The sequence below is a fragment of the Chryseobacterium sp. ZHDP1 genome (assembly GCF_018603435.1).
In the GTDB taxonomy this organism is placed as follows: Bacteria; Bacteroidota; Bacteroidia; order Flavobacteriales; family Weeksellaceae; genus Chryseobacterium; species Chryseobacterium indicum.
The window spans coordinates 2868026-2890946 of record NZ_CP075682.1; the positions used below are offsets into that span (position 1 = coordinate 2868026).

Genomic DNA, 22921 nt, shown 5'->3' on the forward strand with positions numbered 1-22921 from the left:
TTATCTGATCTCTTAGTTTAACAATTTCAGCCAAACAAAAAAAGAAAAAATGGTGCAAACCACAGATATACCAGTAATGGCATTAAAAGAACAGATCATACAAAACCATAATGAATTTTTGGAGAGCCTTCGTCACAGATTTCTGGATGAAGATCGTAAAGCAGCTCTTCAGAGGTTCGAAAAAGCTGGTTTTCCTACAAAAAAGGACGAAGAATATAAATATACCAACTTAAAGGAAATTACTGAGAAAGCTTATAACTTTTTCCCGAAAGAAAGTCACAACATCACCAAAGAACAGTTGGACCATCTGCACTTAGGTGAAGAGAATTTCGACTGGATTACTTTCGTGAACGGTAAACTTCATAAAGAATTATCTAAAGTTTCCATTGAAAATGTTGAGTTTCTTTCATTCAATTATGCATTGAATGATGAGAAACACAGAGATGTTTTCGAGAAATATTTCAATAGGATTGCTGAAGATCAATCTGCTTTCACGAATTTGAATCAGGCATACTGCAAATACGGATTCTTTCTTAAAGTTCCCAAAAATGTAGTGATTGAAAAGCCGATTCATGTTTTCTATATTTCTCAGAATCAGGAAGAAAACACATTCTACAATACGAGAAATTTATTAATCGTAGAAGAAGGTGCCAAAGTGGAAATTATTGAAAGTCATCACAATTTTGACAGCACTTATGTGTTGACAAATTCTGTAACGGAAATTTTTACTTATCCGAATGCAAAAGCGGACTGGCATAAATTACAGAACGACAACGATACTTCTTATTTAATTGACAATACTTTCGCAAAACAGGAAAAAGACAGCTTAACGACTGTAAATACATTCTCTTTCGGAGGTAAACTTGTGAGAAACAACCTGGATTTCATCCAGAACGGATCGAATATCAATTCATTCATGAACGGAATTACCATTATCGGAAAAGATCAGTTGGTAGATCATCACACGGCGGTTCACCACAATCAACCGAATTGCGAAAGTTACCAGAATTATAAAGGTATTTTCGACGGAAAATCTCACGGGGTTTTCAACGGGAAGGTTTTCGTTGATAAAATTGCCCAGAAAACGAATGCTTATCAGCAAAACAACAATGTTTTACTCAGCGAAGGAGCAACAATTGATACCAAACCTCAGCTTGAAATTTTTGCAGATGATGTAAAATGTTCTCACGGCTGTACAGTAGGACAATTGAATGAAGATGCGTTATTTTATCTGAGAGCAAGAGGGATTTCTAAAAAGGAAGCTCAGGCGTTATTGTTATACGCTTTTGCGAACGATGCCATGCAGAACATTGACATCGAGCCATTAAAAGAAAAGATTTCAAAGCTTCTGGCAGAGAAGCTTCAGGTTGATATAGAGTTTTAACAATATATAATTGATTAATAAGAAGGCTGTTTCATTTTTGGAACAGCTTTTATTTTTTGCTTTGATGACATCATTATATACATCTTCGGCTCCATCAGTATAAACTGAGAGAATTTGATTAAGATGCAAAAACTGCATTAGTGTTTCTTTTGAATAGAAATCTTTCTGAGTAACCGCCTGATAAACTAAATTATCCCAAAGACCTGAGTCTATTGCAAGCATTGATGTATTAGTTGTTACCAAATAATCTTTGTATTCCTTGATTTTAGCATCAAATTCTGCCTTAGATGCAGTTGCTTTATTCTCGCTATCCGTACTGCCTGATCATAAAATACAGCATCTTTTGCTTTTAAGGTTTGTTCTGTTTCTATTGTTAATGGAAGTGCAGTTGGATCTTCACAAAGTTTTTGCAAGGAAGTAGATGCGTTCAGCTTTTGGTCAAATACTCCTTTCTGAGTATCTTTCCTAAAGATAAATCTTCTTTCCAAATTTTTAGGATCAGATAATTCCGCGTTTCTGCTGGTCGCGAATCTAAAAAGCGTCTGCGATGCATTATATTGGTATTTAAATTGTTTGTTGACATTTTTTCTGTAAATTTGTTTTGTTTTTATAAAGGTTAAGATTTGAAGCCTCTTTTTAGTAGAGTCACTTCAGGTTTTAGCCTTATTTTTTTAGGTGGTCTTCAGGCTAAATTATGTCCACCTTGAGTTTTAAAGTCTCTTTTCATTTTCTGTGTTGTTTCTATACTGCAAATATCCATCGGGGAAGCGACAAAACTTGACGTATTAAATTCATTTTCAGATATTTTTGTTATTTTTTTACAGTTTTCTGATAATCAGTAAGAAAGATTTGCAGAATGTTTTTGGAAAGGTTGAGAAAGAATCTTTTAAACTTTAAAGTAAACTCAACTTGTGTTATTTAAAGCATATAAGCTACCTCTCATCTGATTTTTTTTGTAGCTATTTATATTGATTATTAAAACTTCATTAAAAACCTAAATCCTGAAATCATTAATTCAATAGTCTGGGATCAGCCCTTATTTTTTTTCATTCTTAAAAATTTTAACCGTAAAGAATATTTTTTTCGGCTGATTGATCAATTGAAAGAAAATTCCGATTAAAAACTGAATATTAAGGGAATTACATTTTTATTTTTAAAAGTTTAGGCAAATTGTTTTAAGAAAATCATTATTTAAAAATTTTTCTACATTTACAAAAACACAGAAAAATGCTGATTAAAGTCTATGGAAGCGCCATTCACGGTGTGGCTGCACAAACCATTACGATAGAAGTAAATGTAGATACAGGCGGAGTTGGCTATCATCTTGTAGGGCTTCCGGACAACGCCATTAAAGAAAGCAGTTACAGAATTTCTGCCGCGCTGAAAAACGTAGGCTTTAAAATTCCCGGAAAGAAAATTACCATCAATATGGCTCCTGCAGATCTCCGAAAGGAAGGTGCTGCTTATGATCTGAGTATTGCCATCGGAATTCTTGCCGCTTCAGATCAGATTACTGCCGAAAATATTCAGGATTACGTAATTATGGGGGAGCTTTCTCTGGACGGAACTTTACAGCCCATTAAAGGCGTTCTCCCCATAGCAATTCAGGCACGCGAAGAAGGTTTTAAAGGAATTATCCTGCCCAGACAAAACACCCGCGAAGCAGCCATTGTGAATAGTCTTGATGTTTTTGCCGCGGAAAATATCAGAGAAGTTATTGACTTTTTTAATGAAGGTAAACCACTCCCAAAAATCGAAGTAGATACGCGGAAAGAATTTCAGGAAAAAATTAATGATTTTCCGTTTGATTTTTCTGAAGTGAAAGGACAGGAAGCAGCAAAAAGAGCGATGGAAGTTGCAGCAGCAGGAGGACACAATATCATCCTGATCGGACCTCCCGGAAGCGGAAAAACAATGCTCGCTAAAAGAGTTCCGAGTATTTTACCGCCTTTAACTTTAAAAGAAGCGCTGGAAACAACAAAAATACATTCCGTAGCCGGAAAAATGGGAACGGAAACATCACTCATGACGGTTCGTCCTTTTCGATCTCCCCATCATACGATATCGGATGTTGCATTAGTTGGCGGAGGAAGTTATCCGCAGCCTGGGGAAATTTCACTGGCTCACAACGGGGTTTTGTTTCTGGATGAAATGCCGGAATTTAAAAGAACGGTTCTTGAAGTAATGAGACAGCCTTTGGAAGATCGTGAAGTTACCATTTCAAGAGCCCGATTTACGGTAAATTATCCTGCCAGCTTTATGCTCGTTGCTTCGATGAATCCGAGCCCAAGCGGTTTTTTTCCGGATGATCCCAACAACACTTCCTCTACCTACGAAATGCAGCGATACATGAATAAGCTTTCCGGACCGCTTCTGGACAGAATAGACATTCACATTGAAGTGCAGAAAGTGGAATTTGAACAGTTGGCAGAACGCAGAAAAGGTGAAAAAAGCGAAGATATCCGAAAAAGAGTTCTCATTGCCCGCGAAGCACAGAGAGAACGTTATAAAGATTTAAAAATCAGCTATAATGCTCAAATAGGACCGAAAGAAATTGAAAAGTTCTGTGAACTTGACACGGCTTCTTTCAGCCTTATTAAAACAGCAATGGAAAAACTAAACCTTTCCGCCCGTGCATATGACAGGATTTTAAAAGTAGCACGAACCATCGCCGATCTGGAGGAATCTGAGAATATTCTTTCTCATCATGTTTCAGAAGCCATCCAATACAGAAGTTTAGACCGAGAATTCTGGAACGGATAATAACGGACACCAATGATCAAATTATATTTTAATTATTATTTTTTATGGTTTCGGGGCAGCTTTGCTGCCCCGAAATTTTTTATCAATTCTTTTTAAATACGACAAGTTTTGTCGTTATGAAGATTCATGTTTGCAAAAAAGATCAGAATAAAACTCAAAATAATATAATGAAAACTGCTGTAGAAATTTCGGAAAAAGAGACTAAAGAACATCATTTTAAATCCATTATTCTTCTCTCAAAAGATTTTGCTCCGCATGAGAGTTCGGTGGAGGAAATAGACACTGCCATTCTCAGAAATGATTTCGGTATTTTAATTATTAAAAATAATCAGGATCAGACGGCTCAGTTTTCATGGCAGAAAAATATCGTTTCTTCCAATACGGAAAGTGGATATTTTAAAGAGATAATGAATGATCTGGGCGTAACTGTTCATCATAATGGAGATTCGATTACGGTGATTAATGGTGGCGTGAAACAATTTCTGACTATTCATTTTATGGTTTAATTAAAAAAAGCCAGCCTAAATAAAAAAGTCTGAATCAAAATAATGAGCGGACTTTTTCATCTATGATAAGACCTGTTCAATGGATAACGGAACTTTTTAAATTCCTTTTTTTCCTTCAAGAATCATCTGAATCATTTTCAGCTTTCTGTTTTCTCTGGTTTCCGTTTTCTTTGCTTCTTCAATCCAGCAGATATATTCCTTTCTGTGGGTATAGCTCATTTTGTCGAATAATATTTTCGCTTCAGGATTTTCATTAAACAGCAATACAATATCTTCCGCAATCTCTACTATCCTTTCTTCTTTGTCTTCCGTTAGAGAAACGAAAACCTCATCGCCGAAAGTCTTATTGAGTTTATTTCTTATTTCCTGAGTTAAGCCTAAAATATGGCACTCCGATTTCATTTTGGCGAGGCTTCCCCGGTATTCAACTTTTTCGTCAAAAACCGCTTTGATTTTTACCTGTCCTTTTTTGCCGAATAGCTCCTCTGTAGAAAAAGGAAATTCCACAAAAGCCGCATTCATTTTGCCATTTTGCTTAATAACCGCCTTAAATTGTATATCATCTGTTTTCATAGCTTAAAATTTAGCACAATAACCACCATAGATTAAAATTATCCAGTTTTCCGTCTTTGAAATAGAACATAAATGAATCTTCTGTTTCTTTTCCAACCGGAATACTGAAGCTCTGAATATTCTTCCGATCCGTATCTTCTATTTTCAGTTTGGGAAATAGCTTTTGAAATTCGGCAACGGTTGTATTATTAGTAAGAATGATATGATGCGATCTGATTTCAAAACGGTTGTTTCCGGATTTCGCACTGCTGAAAATAACCTTATGATTGTTTGAAATAAACTCAGCATTGCCGGTGTAGAAAGTTGTTATTTTACCGTCAAAGCTCAAAAGATCCTTTCCGTATATCTTTTCCATCCACGCTTTATCAAGCCATTCAAAAGGGCTTCCGCAGTCCCACACTTCACTTTTAATGGAATCGTGTTTTGAATAAAGCTTTTGGAACTGTTCCTGAGACAGAACAATATCATTTCCATTCACCTGAGCATTCTCAATTTTCAGGAAATCGTCTGTAAATACTTTAGATGATTCTTTTTCTGATTGTTTTTCTTTATGTAAACTGTCTTGTTTAATAATCGTTTGTAAAGAATCCTTGTCCTGTAAAGATTTCAAATCTTCCTTCTCTTTTTTCTGACAGCTCCATAATGCTAAAAATATCAGCAAGCCCCCGAAAATTTTACTTTTCATTTTTTAATAATGTATTTTTTGATCGGGTTAAAGTAATAAAAATTCAGCAAAAAAAACCGCGAAAGTAAAGTTTCGCGGCTTTAATATCTGTTTAAAGATTATTTTTTCTTTGCTTTTGCAGGAGCTTCTTTTGGCATTTTTGTTTTGGTATCTGCAGGAGTATTACCGTCTCTTACCAATTGTAATTCGTCGATAAGTCTTCTTGCACCTGCGTATTTATCGATCGTCCAAAGAACGAAACGAACGTCTACGTTGATGGTTTTCTGCCATTCCTGTTCGAAAACGATATCTCCGCTTAAAGCCTCGCTGTTTCCGTCGAATGCAATACCAATTAAGTTTCCGTCTGCATCGATTACCGGAGAACCGGAGTTTCCTCCTGTAATATCATTGTTGGAAAGGAAATTTACCGGCATATAACCTTTTGCATCTGCATACTGACCGAAATCTTTAAGGTTATAAAGATCGATCACTCTCTGCGGAAGATCAAACTCCTCATCTCCTTTCTTGTATTTTCCTACAAGACCTGTCATATCAGTATAATAGTTATCGGTAATTCCGAAGTAGTTTCTGTCTGATCTGATCGGCAATTTATCTACCGTTCCATACGTTAATCTCATGGTAGAGTTTGCATCCGGATAGAATTTTTTCTCAGGCATTGCCTTCATTAATCCTGCTAAGAATAATCTGTTGTTTTTAGCAAAATTATCATCAATTTTTACAAATCTTTCAGCAGAAGCTTTTTGATCCGCCATAATTCCGTTTGCAATTTTCCAAAGCGGATCTGCATCCAGTTTCAAAGGATCAGGATTCAGCATAAAGTTTGTTGCAGAAGTTTTGTTGGCGAAGATTGAAGAATACGCTACATTCGAAAGATTTTTAGCATCCAGTCCCATTATGGTTTCAGAAGCTACATCTTTGTTTACTCTTGTCTGGTAAAGGTTTACCATAGAGTTCATCATTTCGCCTTCAAGCTTGATATTGATGTTTTCGTAGGCTGATTTCAATGCAGCCTCTACTTTCGGCTTCATTGCCAGTCTTCCTGCCATATCCTGTTTTGCATACGCCTGAAGAACATTTCCTACCTGCAGTGCAAGTGCGAAATATTTAGAATTTCTGGAAAGCTGCGTCATGTACATTCTCTCCACATTTCTGTCTGAAGTCTGCTTGTAATAAAGTCCGATATCTTCTAAAACTGTTTCATACTCAACCACGTTTTCAGGCTGTACCGCCCATGTTTTAAATCTTTCTTCAATCTTTTGCTTGTCTGTGATGGTTCCGTTTTTAATAACGGCATCAATAGTACCCTGTCTGTTTTTCCAGTAGTTCGCTACAGAAGCATATTGGGAAGCATAGTTCAGCTGAGTTCCTTTGTCTTTATCCATGTACTTCTTCATTACATCCATGGCTAATTTAGACGCTTCAACCCAAGCCGGATAGTCTTTGTTTACCATCTGCTGAATTCCGTAAGAAGTCAGGTAACGGTTGGTTCTTCCCGGATATCCCAAGATCATAGAGAAATCTCCGGGCTTTACACCTTTCAGAGAAACCGGTAAGAAATGTTTTGGTTTTAAAGGAACGTTGCCTGGAGAATATTCCGCCGGATTTCCCGCTGCATCAGCATATACTCTGAAAACTGTAAAGTCTGCCGTATGTCTTGGCCACTCCCAGTTATCGGTATCACCTCCAAATTTTCCCAGTGCAGAAGGCGGAGCTCCCACCAATCTGATGTCTTTATAATCCTGATAAACGAAATAGTAGAATTCGTTTCCGTTAAAAAAGTCTCTTACAACTACTGTATATTTTCCGTTCTCAGAGTTTTCAGACTGGATCGCTTTTGTTTCAGCGTCGATCACAGCTTTTCTCTCTGCAGCGGACATATTGTTGTTTAATTTAGAATTGATTCTTTGCGTAGCATCATCCATTCTTACCAAAAATCTCACGTAAAGATCTTTAGCATTGAATTCGTCTTTCTGCTTCATTGCCCAGAAACCGTTTTTCAGATAATCTTTCTCCGGTGTAGAAGCTGCTGCTACAGCACCGTATCCACAGTGGTGGTTGGTGAAAATAAGACCCTGATTAGAAACAATCTCTCCTGTACAGAATCCTCCAAAGCTTACAATTGCATCTTTTAAGCTCGAATTGTTGACAGAATAAATTTCTTCCGGTGTAAGATGCAATCCTTCTTTTTGCATGTCTACCCCATTCAGTCTTTTCACGAGCATTAACAGCCACATTCCCTCGTCTGCCCTCATCTGGACAAAACTTAAAAGGAAAGTGAATAGTAGTAATATTCTTTTCATTTTATAAAATAATTTTTGTGTCGCTAATTTAGTAATTTTTTTACTGTCTGATGTCTGAGAATGGTATGAAAATGGATTCCGGTGGCTTATGAAAAAGATATTCACTGCAATTTTAACAGTTTTGTGCCTGAGTTTTGTTTTAAACTGCTCTTCCGCAGCCGTAAAAAATCCACAGATCCAGAGAGAATGGATGCTGGTTTCTTTTGGCAGTTACTCTAAAGAAGAATTAATAAAAAGCAATGCTAAAATTGATCTTACCTCTCCTCTTGAAAACGGAAAAATAAAAACTTCCGCCTTTATGGGATGCAATAAACTGTTTTTTACATCTGAATTTAAAAAGGAGAGTCAATTAAAAATTTCGCAAGTTGCCTCCACAGAAATGGCGTGCCCGAATATGAAACTGGAAAATGATTTCTCCCGGAATATTAAAACAATGAATCATTACAAAGTGGAAGGACATTTTCTGACTTTAAAAAATGATCAGGGAAGCAGCATGAAATTCATTGCCGCAGACTGGGACTGATTTAAATTTATTTTCTATTACCCTTACTGACTTTAAAGCTTTCCGCTTTTCAGTTATTATAATTTCATTCATTCTTTTCTAAATTTTTCCGGTTAACGAACTAAAATTACAGCATTCCGTTGTGTTTTCACGATTATAAAAAAATATTGACGGGTTTTGACTGCTTTTGACCGGTTTTGACCGGTTTGAAAACCCATTTCTTCGGATCATGTTCGGGTCTTCTTCGGATCGGCTTCGGAAAAATGGGATTTTTTCCGAAGGAACACCGAACAACAGTCGAAGGATTTCGGGAGAATTTTATGAAAGTATTTTTGCTTCATTGTACGCTTTGGCTCCGCTCAGTGTGGTATACTTACAGCAAAACCTTCTAAAAATTTTTAAATCAATCATTATCGGAAGGTCTTCCCAATGACGAAAACAGAAAGTATACAAGGCTTTATTGATGAATTTTCAGACAGAATTTCATTTGAGATTCCTAAAACACTGCAGGCATAAAATTCTTATCAAACTTTTTGTATCTTCTGCTATACATTTTATAAAGGCAAATATTCCTTAAAACCATTTCGAATACTCGTAGAAAACAATAATATTTCAGCCTCACAAATAATTGTCATTCAATCCAATATATGAAATTCAAAATAAACAAACCCCAAATATTATAAAGAGGGGAAGCAAAAAAAATTTGCAGAAATACAGCTTCTTTTTTACTGAATTTCACGACAGAAGTTTTACCTCAACCCTCTATTTTAATTAACTGACATATAATTAAATAACCCTCAAACCACCCATCAACAAAGGAATTTTTTAATTATTTTTAAAATAAAAATTTGCTTGATATTAATATTCCATTTATATTTGCACTACTAAAACAATAGGACATTCCTCCTTAGCTCAGTTGGTTAGAGCATCTGACTGTTAATCAGAGGGTCGCTGGTTCGAGCCCAGCAGGAGGAGCAAAAAGACTTACAGAAATGTAGGTCTTTTTTTTTCGGTTCATCAAAGGTTTTTACAATTATTTCGGATCAGTATCAAAATCTCGGGACTATGCAAAAAGTTAGCTAATCTGAATAGAAAAAATATTCTGCTTTTTACTCCCCAAGCTCCATTCTAATTAAAAGATTCAGTAGCATTGGTACTTTTTGATCACATACAGTAGAAAAGAAATTCCATATTAATTACCTATCTTTTATCCCAAAAGATATTGTTCCTCAATCTAAAAATACAGACTCCTATATTTCCGAATCTGCAGATGATCACTACAGCCTATGACGGAATTTTTTTAAAAGAAAAAAATAAGGTCATCAGAACTAGTTACAATTGAATGGAAAAGTATTTTAAAATTTCGTTGTAATGATTTCTTTATGATTCTTTCAACATTTTTCAAAAAAATGTATCTTTTATACAATACGTCAAGTTTTGTCGTTTCGGGAGATTAGCTTTGTGAAAGAAAGAAAAAATGATATTTCCGAATATGCGCTTTAACCCAAAAAATAAATATGACGAAACAAAATAACAATGTTTAACATACAAATAAAATCGATCTGGAGAAAAAAAAATTATTTAAGATGACTTTAAAATAATCAAAAACAGTATATTAGCTACTTTAAAACTAACATTAAATATGAAAAAAAATTATACAGAGGTCCCTTTTCTGTGCTTCCCTTCGGGTAGTTTCTCAAATACACAACAAAAAATTCCTTGGAAACAGCTTCTGCACTCAACCAGTCTTTTTTCTCAAAAAGAATTTGACTAGTTGTAATAAGCATTTGACCAGTTAGGTCTTTGCACGCGCCCAAGAGAATTGCAAACTTTGAACTAATTTCTATGTATTAACCTGTAAACTTCAGAATCATGAGTAAAATATTAACACTAATAACCTTATTTGTATCTTGTTTCCTGTTTTCCCAAACCACCGTTTTTGGAGGCGTTGCAGGACTTTCTTTCCGCAAAAACAATGTAAAGGATAGTATTGCTCCTACAGACACCTTAACCGGCAGGCTAATGAATTATCATCTGGTAAAAGATCCTGTTCATGGATCATTTTTTAAGAAACTGGACGGAAACCTGAACCAGCCCTCTTTATTTTTTGTAAGCAATAAGTTTGGAGGAACGGATAAAAAGGTCTACGGAAAAATAGGAAGTTCCGTGATCAGCAGTCTGGGGATTGATGATTTTTCAGATACATTAAGGATAAACAGCCCTCAGTTAAGTTCTAAAATCCTGACTTTTACCAAAACCGATACCGGCAAGAAAATTAACCCGATTGTTCTTTTGAATAAAAAAACAGATCCTACCCTTCTTATTCCTGAGATCTTAGTGTTCGATAATAATCTTTCCCCAATTGACAAACAAAAAATAGAAACCTATCTTTCTGTGAAGTATGGTATCACTATAAACGATATTTCAGAAAAAAATTATGTTTCTTATGCAGGCGATATCCTGTGGGATTCCAAAAAAAATAAGAATTACAATTTCAGGATTACAGGCATTGGAAGAGATGATGCTTTTGGTCTTTATCAAAAGCAGTCAAAAAATTCTGAAGATGAACATATTATTATGTCTTTAAATACCTTAAAAGCTACGAATTATCAGAATCCGGAAACTTTAAATCAGGGGACTTTCGTTTTGTGGGGAGATAACAACCAGTCTTTCAGCTTCAAAGAAGCCGATCTCCTTTCCGCACATCCCAAACGGGACATGTTCAGAATGTGGAAAGCACAGATAAAAAATTCAGGAACTCAGACTGTAAAAACATATCTCTATCTTACTCTTTCCGGGCTTTCTCCAAGTGATAAGGTTATATTAAGACTATTTGCCAATGAAAGCAATTATCAGAATGATATTTCTACCGACATTTTAGGAGAGAAAATCGGAGATAAGTATATATTTAAAGATATCATGTGGGACATTGACCATGATGGCACCGAGTATTTTACTTTCAATCTTAAAGATTCCCAGAGCGAGCAGAATATTCAGATGGTGAGTACCTGTAATGATTTGGGTAGTGGAATTGTAAAGGTTTCCGTTCCTTCAGATCTTTTCCCTTTCAGCTATTCTCTAAAAAGCCTGAACAGTAATCAGGTTATTGTAGCTCCAACTTCCGGAACGACCAATCCTATTGTCTTTAATAATCTGTTGCCGGACAATTATAAGCTGATTATACAGAAATCCGGACAAAACGATATTATAAGAACATTTGATCTGGAAGGTATTGTTAACCAGAATATTGACGATCATTATGTGTGGCAGGGAAATCCTATAGAATTGGATCTAAATACAGATTCCTATCAATATGTTCTGACTTCACCGGCAGGTCAGACGACCGGTACCGCTCCTTTCCTGTTAAACGGAACGGGAACCTATCAGCTTAAAATAAAAAACAAACTGGGCTGTGAAGTTAATAAACCGCTTTCTGTATTAACTCAGGCAGATTATAATGCCTTACAGAGTACTTCCTTATTTAAGAAAATCAGCGTGTCTCCTAATCCGTCCCATGACGGAAACCTCACCGTAAAGGTGGAGTTAAAATCCATTAAACCACTTACCATAAAAATATTCAACAGCTTGGGTGTTCTGATTAAACAGGGGCAATATCCTCCTTCAGCAGACTTTACCATTCCAATGAATATTCCTCCTGTTGTTGGTTATTATAATATTAAAATATTTATTCCTGAGGAAGGAAAAGGCGTTAATTTCCTTATTAATTAAAAAACACGAATACCATGAATCATCCTTTAAAAAAATTATTTTCCGGGAACAAAAAACTTGAAATGCTTCCGGTTTTCATACCCATTGTTCTGTCGTTGTGCAGCTGGACTTTTTATACCGTTTCCCACAGAAATACAGAGAGCGAAAGAAATGTAAAGAACCATAAGGAATATGCAAATTCCTTCAAAATAGATTGCGGCTTCTTAAAGCCTTCCCTGAAAGGAGAGAATTTAAAGGCAGGCAAAACTCCAGATCTTACTTCTTTATCCGGAAATAAAAAAGATTCTGCATGGTCAGAAGGCTTTACGGTTAATGCCGGTCGACTCATAACCCCTGCGGGATATCCGGCAGTTCCGTTTACCAATTCAAATCTTGTGAAATCTGGCTTTATCGGTGAGATCGGAAATAAGGATGGTGAAAGAGATGAAGATGCTTCCGATAATATCTTTGATGTGTATCTGGGAAATATACTTCCGGGTAAGTCCTACGCATTAAAGTATGAGGTAGACGGCTATTCAGACATTAATTCAGTCACAAGAAGTATCAACGGGAGCTTTGCAGTCGGGGGATATATAAAATACAAAAAATCCGGATGGAGTGAGGTTTCTGAGAATATAGATGCCGGTCTTCTGAAAAAAGGGAATAATACAGTATTGTTTAATTCTTTAGGAAAAGGAGACTACTATCATATTAAAAATGTAAGAATTGTAGAAAACAAAACGGCTTCGCACAAGGCATATGAAATTGTTTCAAAAGTATACAATGATAAAGTATGCTATATCAGAGGATATGTCAATCCTTCTGCAGGAATTTCGGCTGTTGAAGTTCAGGGAGAAAAGATTGCCCTGAAAGGTAATGAATTTGAATATCTGTCTCTCGGTAAAAAAGAGAATCTTTCAATTCCTGTTGCTTTTATACAGAATAAGGCTTCGGTTTTAGAAGAAAACATTGTTAAAGATATATCAGGAGAGGATCATATTTCTTCCGTAGACTCTTACCGTGATTCAGGAGTTAATCTTATTTATAAAGATGCGTCCAGTATTGTGACGGGATTAAGAACCATTGATCTTCCGCCTTTGGATCTTTCAACAGTGAATGTAAGTTCCGGATATGCCGGTTTTTTTCTCACCAACAAAACGTCCCGGTCTGTAACGGTTCATCTTCCTTATGATAAGGATAAGCTTCCCAAAGGATATAAGGAAGAAGATATTGCTGCCTTTACGTTTGATTATAAACAGAAAAGATGGCTTCAGGCAAATATAGACAGTGTCAATACGGCTAAAAAATATATCGTTCTGCATACTTTGCTGAAACAGGCTCGTTATATAGCAGGAGTATCCAGACAACCGGAAAGCCCGGAAACTGGTGCTTCAGCGCCTACAGGATTTGATGATATGCCTATTGCCAATCCGGGATCGAAGATTAACCTTATTTCTCCGCCTACCCCTAATCAGCAGGGAAGTGCCAATGTACAGTATCCTATAGAAATTCCTGCAGGAATCGGAGGATTCCAGCCAAGCGTATCTCTGGTGTACAACAGTGATAATAAATTTGGATGGGCCGGAACGGGATGGGATATCCCCGTGGAAACCATTGATCTTGATACACGTTGGGGAGTTCCTACATTCAGCAGCACCAATGAATCTGAAATTTATACCATTGCCGGTGAGCAGCTGGTGTTTAAAGATGATTATCTGCCCAACAAGATACCCTATGCAGAAGCAAGAGCAACTGACAGATCTTTTTATTATCGGAATGGGATAAAAGAAGGCTATAAAATTATCCGTAAAGGAAATTCTCCCGGAGCATACACCTGGGAAATCCTTGACGGCAGCGGAACCAAAAAGGAATATCAGGATATATTAACCAATAACCCGGGAAATAATACCTCAGGAAATATTGTTAAATGGTATTTAACCAAAGTTACCGACCGATTCGGGAATACCATAACATATACTTATATCGATACGTATGAAGGAGGAGGAAAGAACAAATATCTTTCCCGAATTGCTTACAGCAATAATACTTTTATTGATTTTGAAAATGAGCCTGGGATAAGACCTGATATGATTATCAATAATAAGCTGGGAGTAAAGTTATCCGATTCCAAAATACTAAGAAAAATTACGGTAAAAAGAGCGAATACGTTAATTAGAGAGTATCAGTTAGATAACGTTCTATTAGGTCAGTTCTCCAAAAGACTTTTAACTGAGATCGTTCAAAAGGATGGCAATGGAAATTTATTCAACAGGCACTTTCTGACTTATGATACGAGAGTTCCTGTATTTGATAAATTTCCTACAAGAGTTTATAATACTCCAAAAGATAATAGTAATGTGGGTTCTTTTTCAGGAGGGAACACCAGTTTTATCGGCGGGAGTTATGCGAAAAATAAAAACATCAGGGGATCTTTAAGCTTTGGATGGGGATTTTGTATTGGTGCTGGAACGAATAAAAAAGGAACGATCGGAATAACGGGAAGTTATGACGACAATAGATCCTACGGTAAAAACCAACTTATCGATCTGAACGGAGACGGATTGCTGGATCAAGCGTTTTATGCTGCTGACGGTACAATAAAATTCAGAAGAAATACGAAATCATCTTTTGGCAGTGTATATTCATCGATAGGGCTTCCAAATGAAACCCCAATCATCCGGCATAATTCATATAATACAACATTGGGCTTGGAGTATTCTTTCAAAAAAGGAGCTGTCGGGTTAAATTATTCATTTGGAAAAACTAATTCTCCAACCTACTTTTCAGATGTCAACGGAGACGGACTGGTTGATATGGTCAACTATGGGGAAGTTTTCTTTGGTAAAATAAGAAACGATGCTCCTCAGTTTAAATCCCAGCCTGCCTCCAGTACTATCAATGTGACAGAAGAAACACCTAATGCCATTCTGGAAGGAAGTCCTGCGGTTATGGATACCATCAGCAGTCCCGGACTTCCTGCATCACAGGCTAATATTGTAAGAATGTGGGAAGCGCCGGTAACAGGAGAAATAGATATTACCCAGTATGTGTCTCTGCTTCAGCAGTCTCCGGATGGAGTGGATGTCTGGATCGAAAAAGGCTCGCTGACAAAGGCAAATGAAGATAACTCAGCATTTATTCCTTCTCCTTCAGCTTCTCTTTCTTCTGTCGTTACCCTGTATAGCCCGGGACAGCCACAATATCTTACGGCATCTACCCACGTGGAAAAGGGACAACGGATTTTTTTAATAGCCTCTTCCAGGGTAGATCCAACAGGAGACAGAATACAATCGGTTACCGGAATCGAGTATACATCCGTGCCGGGAGTTTCTACCTCAGATCTGACGAAGAAAGACGCAAATGGAAATCTTTATTTTAATTTTAATTCTTCAGGTCACTATCTGGCTTCTTCTAAAAAAGATAATGTTATTGGGGATAAAAGCAAAGTAAAAATTACCTGGGGAACCCTTGCTAATGAGACTTTCACAGATGATGTAGATTTTAAAATTTATAAATCGGTGCAGTCTATTTCAGATACAACAGGGGTTATTCCACCCTCCACATTGATTTATCACCAAAGATTGCCAAAAGGAAACAGCCTAAATACAATTACTCCTGCCAATAACCAGATTGCAGGGTATGATATTGCGAATCTTATGGTCAACCAGAATCCGTCAGATTCTACCATGACCATGCTGCGCTTTGATGTTTCAGCAGATACCAATGTTTCGTGGGAAAAGATCAAGTGGAAACCGAAGATGAATATAACATCTGATACTGACACGATTGATGTAAAGGCATTGGTACAATATAATCCTTACTCTGAAAGACTGACGAATAATCTTCCGAAAAATTTTTCAAAGTATAACATCTTTTCTAACTGTAGATTTATTTTGTATCCGAAGTTTACTGGTGGCATCAATCAGCCTCTTACGATTAATCTTCCGGATATGCATAATACGAAAGTTACTTTTTCGCTAAAGATTAATTATTACGGAAACATTCTTACAACAAAAAATACGGTGGATGTTGTTAATAACGTAATGCAGATTCCTTCTGTTAATCTTTGTGATGCCTTAGGAGGATTTATAACAGATTTTTCAAGTATATATTCCCGATCGTTTTATTTTGAAATCAGTTCCCCGGATTATCAGGTTGCTAAGAAATTAGCAGAATTAAATCCCAATATCTATAATTCGAATTTTGATCCGCCTTCTCAGTCTTCAATTTATGCTGATACAGAGCATAAAGCGGATTATTTTGCATACCGGTCAGATAATACCCATTATAATATGAATACGGGATTGGTGTATCAGGGATGGGGTGGTTTTTCTTATAATGGTTCAAGATATCCGGACAGCCCTATTCGGGAAAGTGAATTCAATACCAATCCTTATGGCTCTATGCCACAACCGGGAGGATCTTCTCCATGTAACCCATCGGCAGCGGATTATTATACCTGTATGACTAATTATATTATTCAGCAGAATAACAACCGATATTTTACGCCATTGCAGCTGGATGCGGATAAATATGCTTATGTTTCTCCTCTTGAGTCGGTAGAACTTACGGGAGATATTCAACAGCCTTATTCATTAGGACTGATTGCGGACAGCACATCAATTATTCATAATCCGGTATATGCCGTTCCTAATCCTCGAGGAATTATTCTCCGTTCAAAATCAGATGCCTTCCATGCCTATGTTGCAGGATCTATTGTTCCGTGGCTGGGGATTAGCGGACATGCAGGATATTCCACAGAAAAGACAGCAGATTATTTCCAGGATTTTAATGGAGACCAGTATCCTGATGTTATTTCAGGAGGCTTTTTCCAGAAAACCAATAATCTGGGACAGTTGTCTGCCGTGTCAGGTATTGATAAAAAAGAAATTAAAAATAAAGGATATATTTTGGGGGCAGGACTTTCGGCTTCGCCTTCTGTTGGTAAATTCAGTAATACAACTGATGTCTTTTTCTACGTAGGCGGTGAAAAAGATATGCATACCGGTTCCTCCTCTTTCGCTTTGGGTGTAGGCGCAAATCTAACCATAGGAAGAGCCTGGGGACAAGGTAACGGAGTCTGGGCGGATATGAATGGAGACAGCCTGATCGATTATATTTCAGGAGGTAATGTTTATCTTAACAATGGCAATGGTTTTTCGTATGATCCTTATGGATGGAATGTTGCTGATGTTTCCAAAGGAGATTCATTTGCCGTTTCCGGAGGAGGCGGATTTAGTATGGCTAACGGAAGCTGGGCAGGGGGTATAGGTCTTTCGAAATCCAGTTCAACCGCTAAAATAGGAATCATTGATGTTAATGGTGACGGACTTGCCGATAAAATTGTAAAAAATGGCAATACGTACGAAATTTGGATAAATAACGGAACGTCATTTATTTCACCGGAGAATTTTAATAAGGACTTCAGTCTTAGTAATAAACAGAATTCTTCAGGATCCAACTTTTTCGGAACGTTATGTGCGTGTCTTGGACTAAAAATATGTTTATCAGGAGGCTTCAGTAAAGATAAATCCGTCAATAAGCAGGAAGTGGATTTACGGGATTTTGACGGGGATGGTTATCCGGATTTGCTTATTTCTGATGCAGATACAAACTTAACCTATTATCATAACAATTTAGCAAAAGCCAATTTATTGGTTCGTATTGACAATCCTCTTCAGGGAGCAGTAGAAATAAATTACGACTATACAAATGAAAGCAACAGCCTGAATACTATGGTAGGGGGTACCTATCAGATGCCTTTTTCCAAGACGGTAATGACGGGTGTAAGTATCTGGAATTTCAGACCATTAGATACAACGTTACCTGCTCCGGCCGGAGTTAATGATCCTCAGAAAGTAAAACCAAGAGAAAAATTTGGGTTTGAATACGAGGCAGGTGTTCATGACAGAAGGGAAAGAGAGTTTTTAGGATTTGGAATTATAAAGACTAAAGTATTCAATGATCTGGCACTTCATCAGACCCACGTTACCGAATATGAAACGAATTATTATGGAAACGAAAGTGATTTCTATGTTAATTATGACGATACAAAAGTAAGACAGTACTTCTATAAAAAAGGGCTGGTTCGTTCTACTTATCTTTTGGACAGCCAGAACAGAAAACGTTCAGAAACAAAAAATACCTACCGATATTTTGGTCAAAGCTCAACTTCCGGTTACCAGCTTACGGAGAATCAGGCACAACCGCAGTATAAAGATATAGGAAGAATTATTCCTTTATTGTACAAAACAGAGTCTTCTTTTACCGAATATTCGGGAAGTAATAGCCATAGCAAGACAACGATTAAGACCATCGATTCCTATGATAAATACGGAAATGTAACTCAATCTACAGACAGAGGCATATCCATGAGTAATACTTCAGATGATGTGAAGATGAATGTTACTTATCATGCTCCCGGAGTAAAGAATATTGTAGGGGTTCCTTCGGAACAGACCATCACTATAGGAGGACAGGTGGCAAGAAAAAACACGACGGAACTGGATGCTGCTCAAAATATTAAAAAGATTAAGAAGTATCTGGGAACGGAAACCGCAGACTATGATATGGAGTATGATAGCTATGGTAATCTCACCAAGGTTACCCAGCCGGCGTCAATAAATACGCAGCGAATGTTTTACACTTATTCATACGATCCGGTTTATCACACCTATCTGCTGCAGACCACTGATGCCTATGGCTATACATCTTCCACACAATATGATAATAATTATCTGTTTGGGGTTCCGACTGTCGTAACGGATATTAACGGAGTAACTTCGGAGTATAAGTATGACAGCTTCGGAAGACTCACTCAGTACCGTTCACCAATGGATGGAGACTGGACAGTAAAAATGTATTATTATCCATTGGATGTAATGCCGGTAGCAGTTACTGAGAGAAAAGCACCTTCTGTTAACGGGAATACTCCTACAGATAATTATTTCAGCAGCCTTTTCAGTGATGGATGGGGAGCGGGACTAATGATGAAAAAGCTCTTTAAAAAAGAGAACGGAACCTATTATTTTGCCAATAATATCTATCAGATCAAAGACCGTTTGGGAAGACCGATGAAGACCATTATCAGAGATAAAGTTACTACAGGAACTAATATCATGGCTTCTCTAAGGAAATTTGATGATTATCTGACTTCTGAAGATCAGGCAGCGCAGACGTATACAACTACTTCGTATGATGATCTTGATCGTCCTGTGAGTATTATACAGAATAATGTGGTTACCAATAACGGATCGCAAAATCTGGAGACAAAGATTTTCTACGAGTTTGGAGCAGACAGAAACGGGATAACCCAGTTTGCAACAAGATCGCAGAGTCCGTTAGGAAATACCGGCGTATCTTATACTGATGAAAAGGGAAGAACGACTTCAAGCAAACAAACCGGAGGAGGACAGGATATCTGGACAAGCTATGAGTATGATTTATTGGGGCAGTTGGTGAGAATGAAAGATGCCGGTAACAATGATACCAATTATACATACGATATGCTGGGAAGGCAGACTTCTGTTATACAGCCTGATGCAGGTAAATCTACTTTCAAGTATGATTTAAGCGGAAAAATGATTTCTTCTAATAATTTAGTCCTCAATTCTTTGGGACAGCAGGTAAATTACCACTATTATTACGACCAGCTTAAAGAAATAGTGTATCCAACCCATACAGTGTCTTTCGAATATGGTGCGCCTGGAGCAGCAGATTTTGCAGCAGGAAGGCTTATAAAACAGACTGACCGTACAGGAACCCAGGTGTTTAAATATAATATCACAGGTCAGGTGAAAGAGAACACCCGCGTGGTGGTGGCTCCTAATAATGTTCCAAAGATGTTTAAAACATCCTTTGTATATGATCCACTGGGAAGAATTAATAAGATTACCTATCCGGATACCGAAGAAGTTACCTATAATTATAATATGGCAGGTCTTCTGGATAATATCCAGAGCAAGCTGCCGGGAGAAATAAAGCTTCATGGTATTGCTTATTCCATGACTTACAATAACAGGGATCAGATGACCTCTTATCTTGCGGGTAACGGAACGAGAACAGACTATAAGTATGATCCCTGGGGAAGGACAAAAGATCTGGCACTTCTGTATAACAACGGGCCGGATATCCTGAGAAGCCTGTATACTTTCGATGGCAACGGAAATGTATCGAAAATTAATGGAACGACTCCTATGGCGGGCAATTATCCATCTATGGATATTGCTATTGCTACACAAAAAACATATAACTATGATCTGTTCGGAAGGTTAAGTAATGCAGAAATTACGGCTAAAGGAAAGGCAAACACCAAGTACTATAAACTGGATATGGGGTATAATGCTGTAGGAAATATCATGGCTAAAGACCATGGACTGAAAACCTATATAAGTAATAATACGTGCCAGTATCCTCCGAACTTAGGTGAAAAAACAGAATACAAGTATGATAATCCCAATCACCCAAATGCCGTATCATCTATTAGATATGCGAAGTTTGAAAACTTTAATTCCCCGTTAGACTGTGGATCGTCGTTTTCTAATTTGCCGGCAGTATACAGTGAAGAAAACTTCACCTATGACCTTAATGGGAATCTCACCTCTATTACCGAGAACATTCCCGGAGTAATTGCAGGTCCTTACAGAAGCTTATTCTGGGACGAACAGAACAGACTAAAAGCGGTAGTTACACAAAAGCAGAATCTAAACTACTACGTGTATGATGCTGCAGGAGAAAGAATCCTTAAAAACGATGCCGTTTCCAAAAAGCTTTATGTGAACGGAAACAATCCGGATGAAACGACCCAGATGGGATCCTTTATCTATTACCCCAATGGTTATCTTGTTCTGAGTGAAAAAACCATGAGTAAGCATTACTACATGGGAAGCCAAAAAATAGCAACCAGAGTAAGCCGTATTCCGACCCACAGGTTCAAGATTAATTTAGCAGGAGAATATGACGATCTTGCCGTTGCGCTTTCGGAAGAGGTGAACGATATTATTATACAGGCAGGGCTTCCGCAGGGAGTTTGGGTAACCAATGAAGATTCTCAGGGAACCTATACCCCACCCGTTTCAGTGACCAGTGATCCTACGGTATGTTCTTATATTGTGGAACAGCAGATCATGATCTTTGAGGAAGACCATAATGAAGAATGCCATAAGAAACTCGTGGAAATGTATTCCAACGCCCTTGCTGGCGGACAGAATATCTGTGATATGTGGAGCGAGTTTTTACAATCTGAATGTATGAGTACCTATACTCCTCCGGAGCCAACAGACTTTGAAATGTACTGGATTCATCCTGATCATTTGGGCAGTGCTTCGGTTTTGGTAAACAGCGCAGGAAAAGTAACCAACTGGTACGAGTATATGCCGTACGGAGAACTGCTGATGGGAACATCCAATCAGGATTACGATAACCCTTATCGATTTAATGGTAAAGAATTTGATGCTGCAACAGGATATTACTATTATGGTGCAAGATATTACGATCCTAAACGAAGCTTCTGGCTTTCTGTAGATCCGCTGGTAGATATCACGGGTTCACCGTATGCTTATGTCTGGAACGATCCTGTAAACTATGCCGATCCTACAGGGATGATGGGGGAAAGAATTGGGGGTGAAGGTCCCGGAGATCCAAAGAAAAGAAGTTTTGTGAGAAGAGCATGGGACTTTTTTACTGGATTGTTTGGAAGAGGAGTTGATAAGGGATATAAATCCAATACCCGGTTGCAAGTAAATAATAGGTTGGAAGTTGGCATTCCTACCAAAATGTCTGAACAGGATTATCAGAATACTTCTTGGGATGAAGGAAATACACATTACCAACAGGTTAGTCAGAATACTTTATTAACTTCCAAAATAGGTGGTTGGCATGAAAGAGGGAAATATGAATTTATTCTACCACAAAATATTGGAGGATGGAGCCAAGACAACACTGCTTCCGATGGCTTAATTTATAAAGGATGTTTATCTTGTCACGCAGATAATGGAGCATTTACTTACGCAGTGAAAAATTCTTCTACAGCGGGTATTGGGAAAAGTGTAGGGTTAGTAACACAATTTATTTTACAGACATATTTATTTACTCCGCTAAATGCGGGTATAAATGATGAAGCTATTATTATAGGGAATGGGGGAGAATATGTTTCACCTATGAATATTGTTAGAGAAGTTAGAGAAAATGAAAGCATTGCTGACTTAATAAGTTTTTGTCAAAATAGGACTTTGACTACGGGTGTTGAACATGCTGTTGTAAAACTTGGTCCAAATAGTATTGCTCCTGGAGAAAAGGTTATAGTAAGTGGAGGACCACATGGTATACAATTCAAATTAGGGGAAGTATCTTTGATTTATGGACATACACATCCTTATGTAACAGGACCAAGTGTAGGTGACTTTAATGCGTTAAGAAGTTTAAATCAGAGTAAGCAATATATTTTTGAAGGATTTAATCCTAAACCACTAATGATTCGAAAACCTATTGAAAAACCTTAAT

General features: G+C 37.3%; 10 protein-coding genes and 1 tRNA gene. 7 read left to right on the forward strand and 4 right to left on the reverse strand.

The window, feature by feature from the left end:
- Positions 1-76: 76 nt before the first annotated feature.
- Complete coding sequence (sufD, locus tag KKI44_RS12955; protein ID WP_214591155.1) at positions 77-1384, forward strand: Fe-S cluster assembly protein SufD; 1308 nt, start codon at positions 77-79, stop codon at positions 1382-1384.
- A 236-nt stretch (positions 1385-1620) separates the two neighbouring features.
- On the opposite strand, the gene KKI44_RS12960 is transcribed toward sufD, so the two are convergent.
- Positions 1621-1872: a hypothetical protein gene (locus KKI44_RS12960; RefSeq protein ID WP_214587658.1), complete on the reverse strand. Its 252-nt coding sequence runs from the start codon at positions 1870-1872 to the stop codon at positions 1621-1623.
- Between the two features lie 739 nt (positions 1873-2611).
- Between KKI44_RS12960 and KKI44_RS12965 the strand changes: the two genes are divergently transcribed.
- Together KKI44_RS12965 and KKI44_RS12970 are read left to right on the forward strand one after the other, a co-directional pair.
- Positions 2612-4147: a YifB family Mg chelatase-like AAA ATPase gene (locus tag KKI44_RS12965; protein ID WP_214587659.1), complete on the forward strand. Its 1536-nt coding sequence runs from the start codon at positions 2612-2614 to the stop codon at positions 4145-4147.
- Between the two features lie 167 nt (positions 4148-4314).
- Positions 4315-4653: a hypothetical protein gene (locus tag KKI44_RS12970; protein ID WP_214587660.1), complete on the forward strand. Its 339-nt coding sequence runs from the start codon at positions 4315-4317 to the stop codon at positions 4651-4653.
- Positions 4654-4749: 96 nt separating this feature from the next.
- On the opposite strand, the gene KKI44_RS12975 is transcribed toward KKI44_RS12970, so the two are convergent.
- The 3 genes from KKI44_RS12975 to KKI44_RS12985 all read right to left on the reverse strand — a co-directional run bounded on the left by KKI44_RS12975 (position 4750) and on the right by KKI44_RS12985 (position 8211).
- Positions 4750-5226 (reverse strand): YdeI/OmpD-associated family protein, encoded by a 477-nt coding sequence (locus tag KKI44_RS12975; protein WP_214587661.1) that lies wholly within the window; start codon positions 5224-5226, stop codon positions 4750-4752.
- Between the two features lie 10 nt (positions 5227-5236).
- Positions 5237-5911: a hypothetical protein gene (locus KKI44_RS12980; RefSeq protein WP_214587662.1), complete on the reverse strand. Its 675-nt coding sequence runs from the start codon at positions 5909-5911 to the stop codon at positions 5237-5239.
- Between the two features lie 98 nt (positions 5912-6009).
- Complete coding sequence (locus KKI44_RS12985) at positions 6010-8211, reverse strand: S46 family peptidase (protein WP_214587663.1); 2202 nt, start codon at positions 8209-8211, stop codon at positions 6010-6012.
- A gap of 88 nt (positions 8212-8299) precedes the next feature.
- On the opposite strand from KKI44_RS12985, the gene KKI44_RS12990 reads away from it, so the two are divergent.
- The 4 genes from KKI44_RS12990 (at position 8300) to KKI44_RS13005 (ending at position 22920) form a co-directional block, all read left to right on the forward strand.
- Positions 8300-8734 carry an META domain-containing protein gene (locus tag KKI44_RS12990; protein ID WP_214587664.1) on the forward strand — a complete coding sequence of 145 codons (435 nt, stop codon included), beginning with the start codon at positions 8300-8302 and terminating at the stop codon, positions 8732-8734.
- An 880-nt stretch (positions 8735-9614) separates the two neighbouring features.
- A tRNA-Asn gene (locus KKI44_RS12995) sits at positions 9615-9688 on the forward strand.
- Positions 9689-10585: 897 nt separating this feature from the next.
- On the forward strand, positions 10586-12442 hold the full coding sequence (locus tag KKI44_RS13000; protein WP_214587665.1) for a hypothetical protein: 1857 nt from the start codon (positions 10586-10588) through the stop codon (positions 12440-12442).
- A 14-nt stretch (positions 12443-12456) separates the two neighbouring features.
- Positions 12457-22920, forward strand: a complete 10464-nt coding sequence (locus KKI44_RS13005; protein WP_214587666.1) for an RHS repeat-associated core domain-containing protein — start codon at positions 12457-12459, stop codon at positions 22918-22920.
- Position 22921 lies beyond the last annotated feature (1 nt).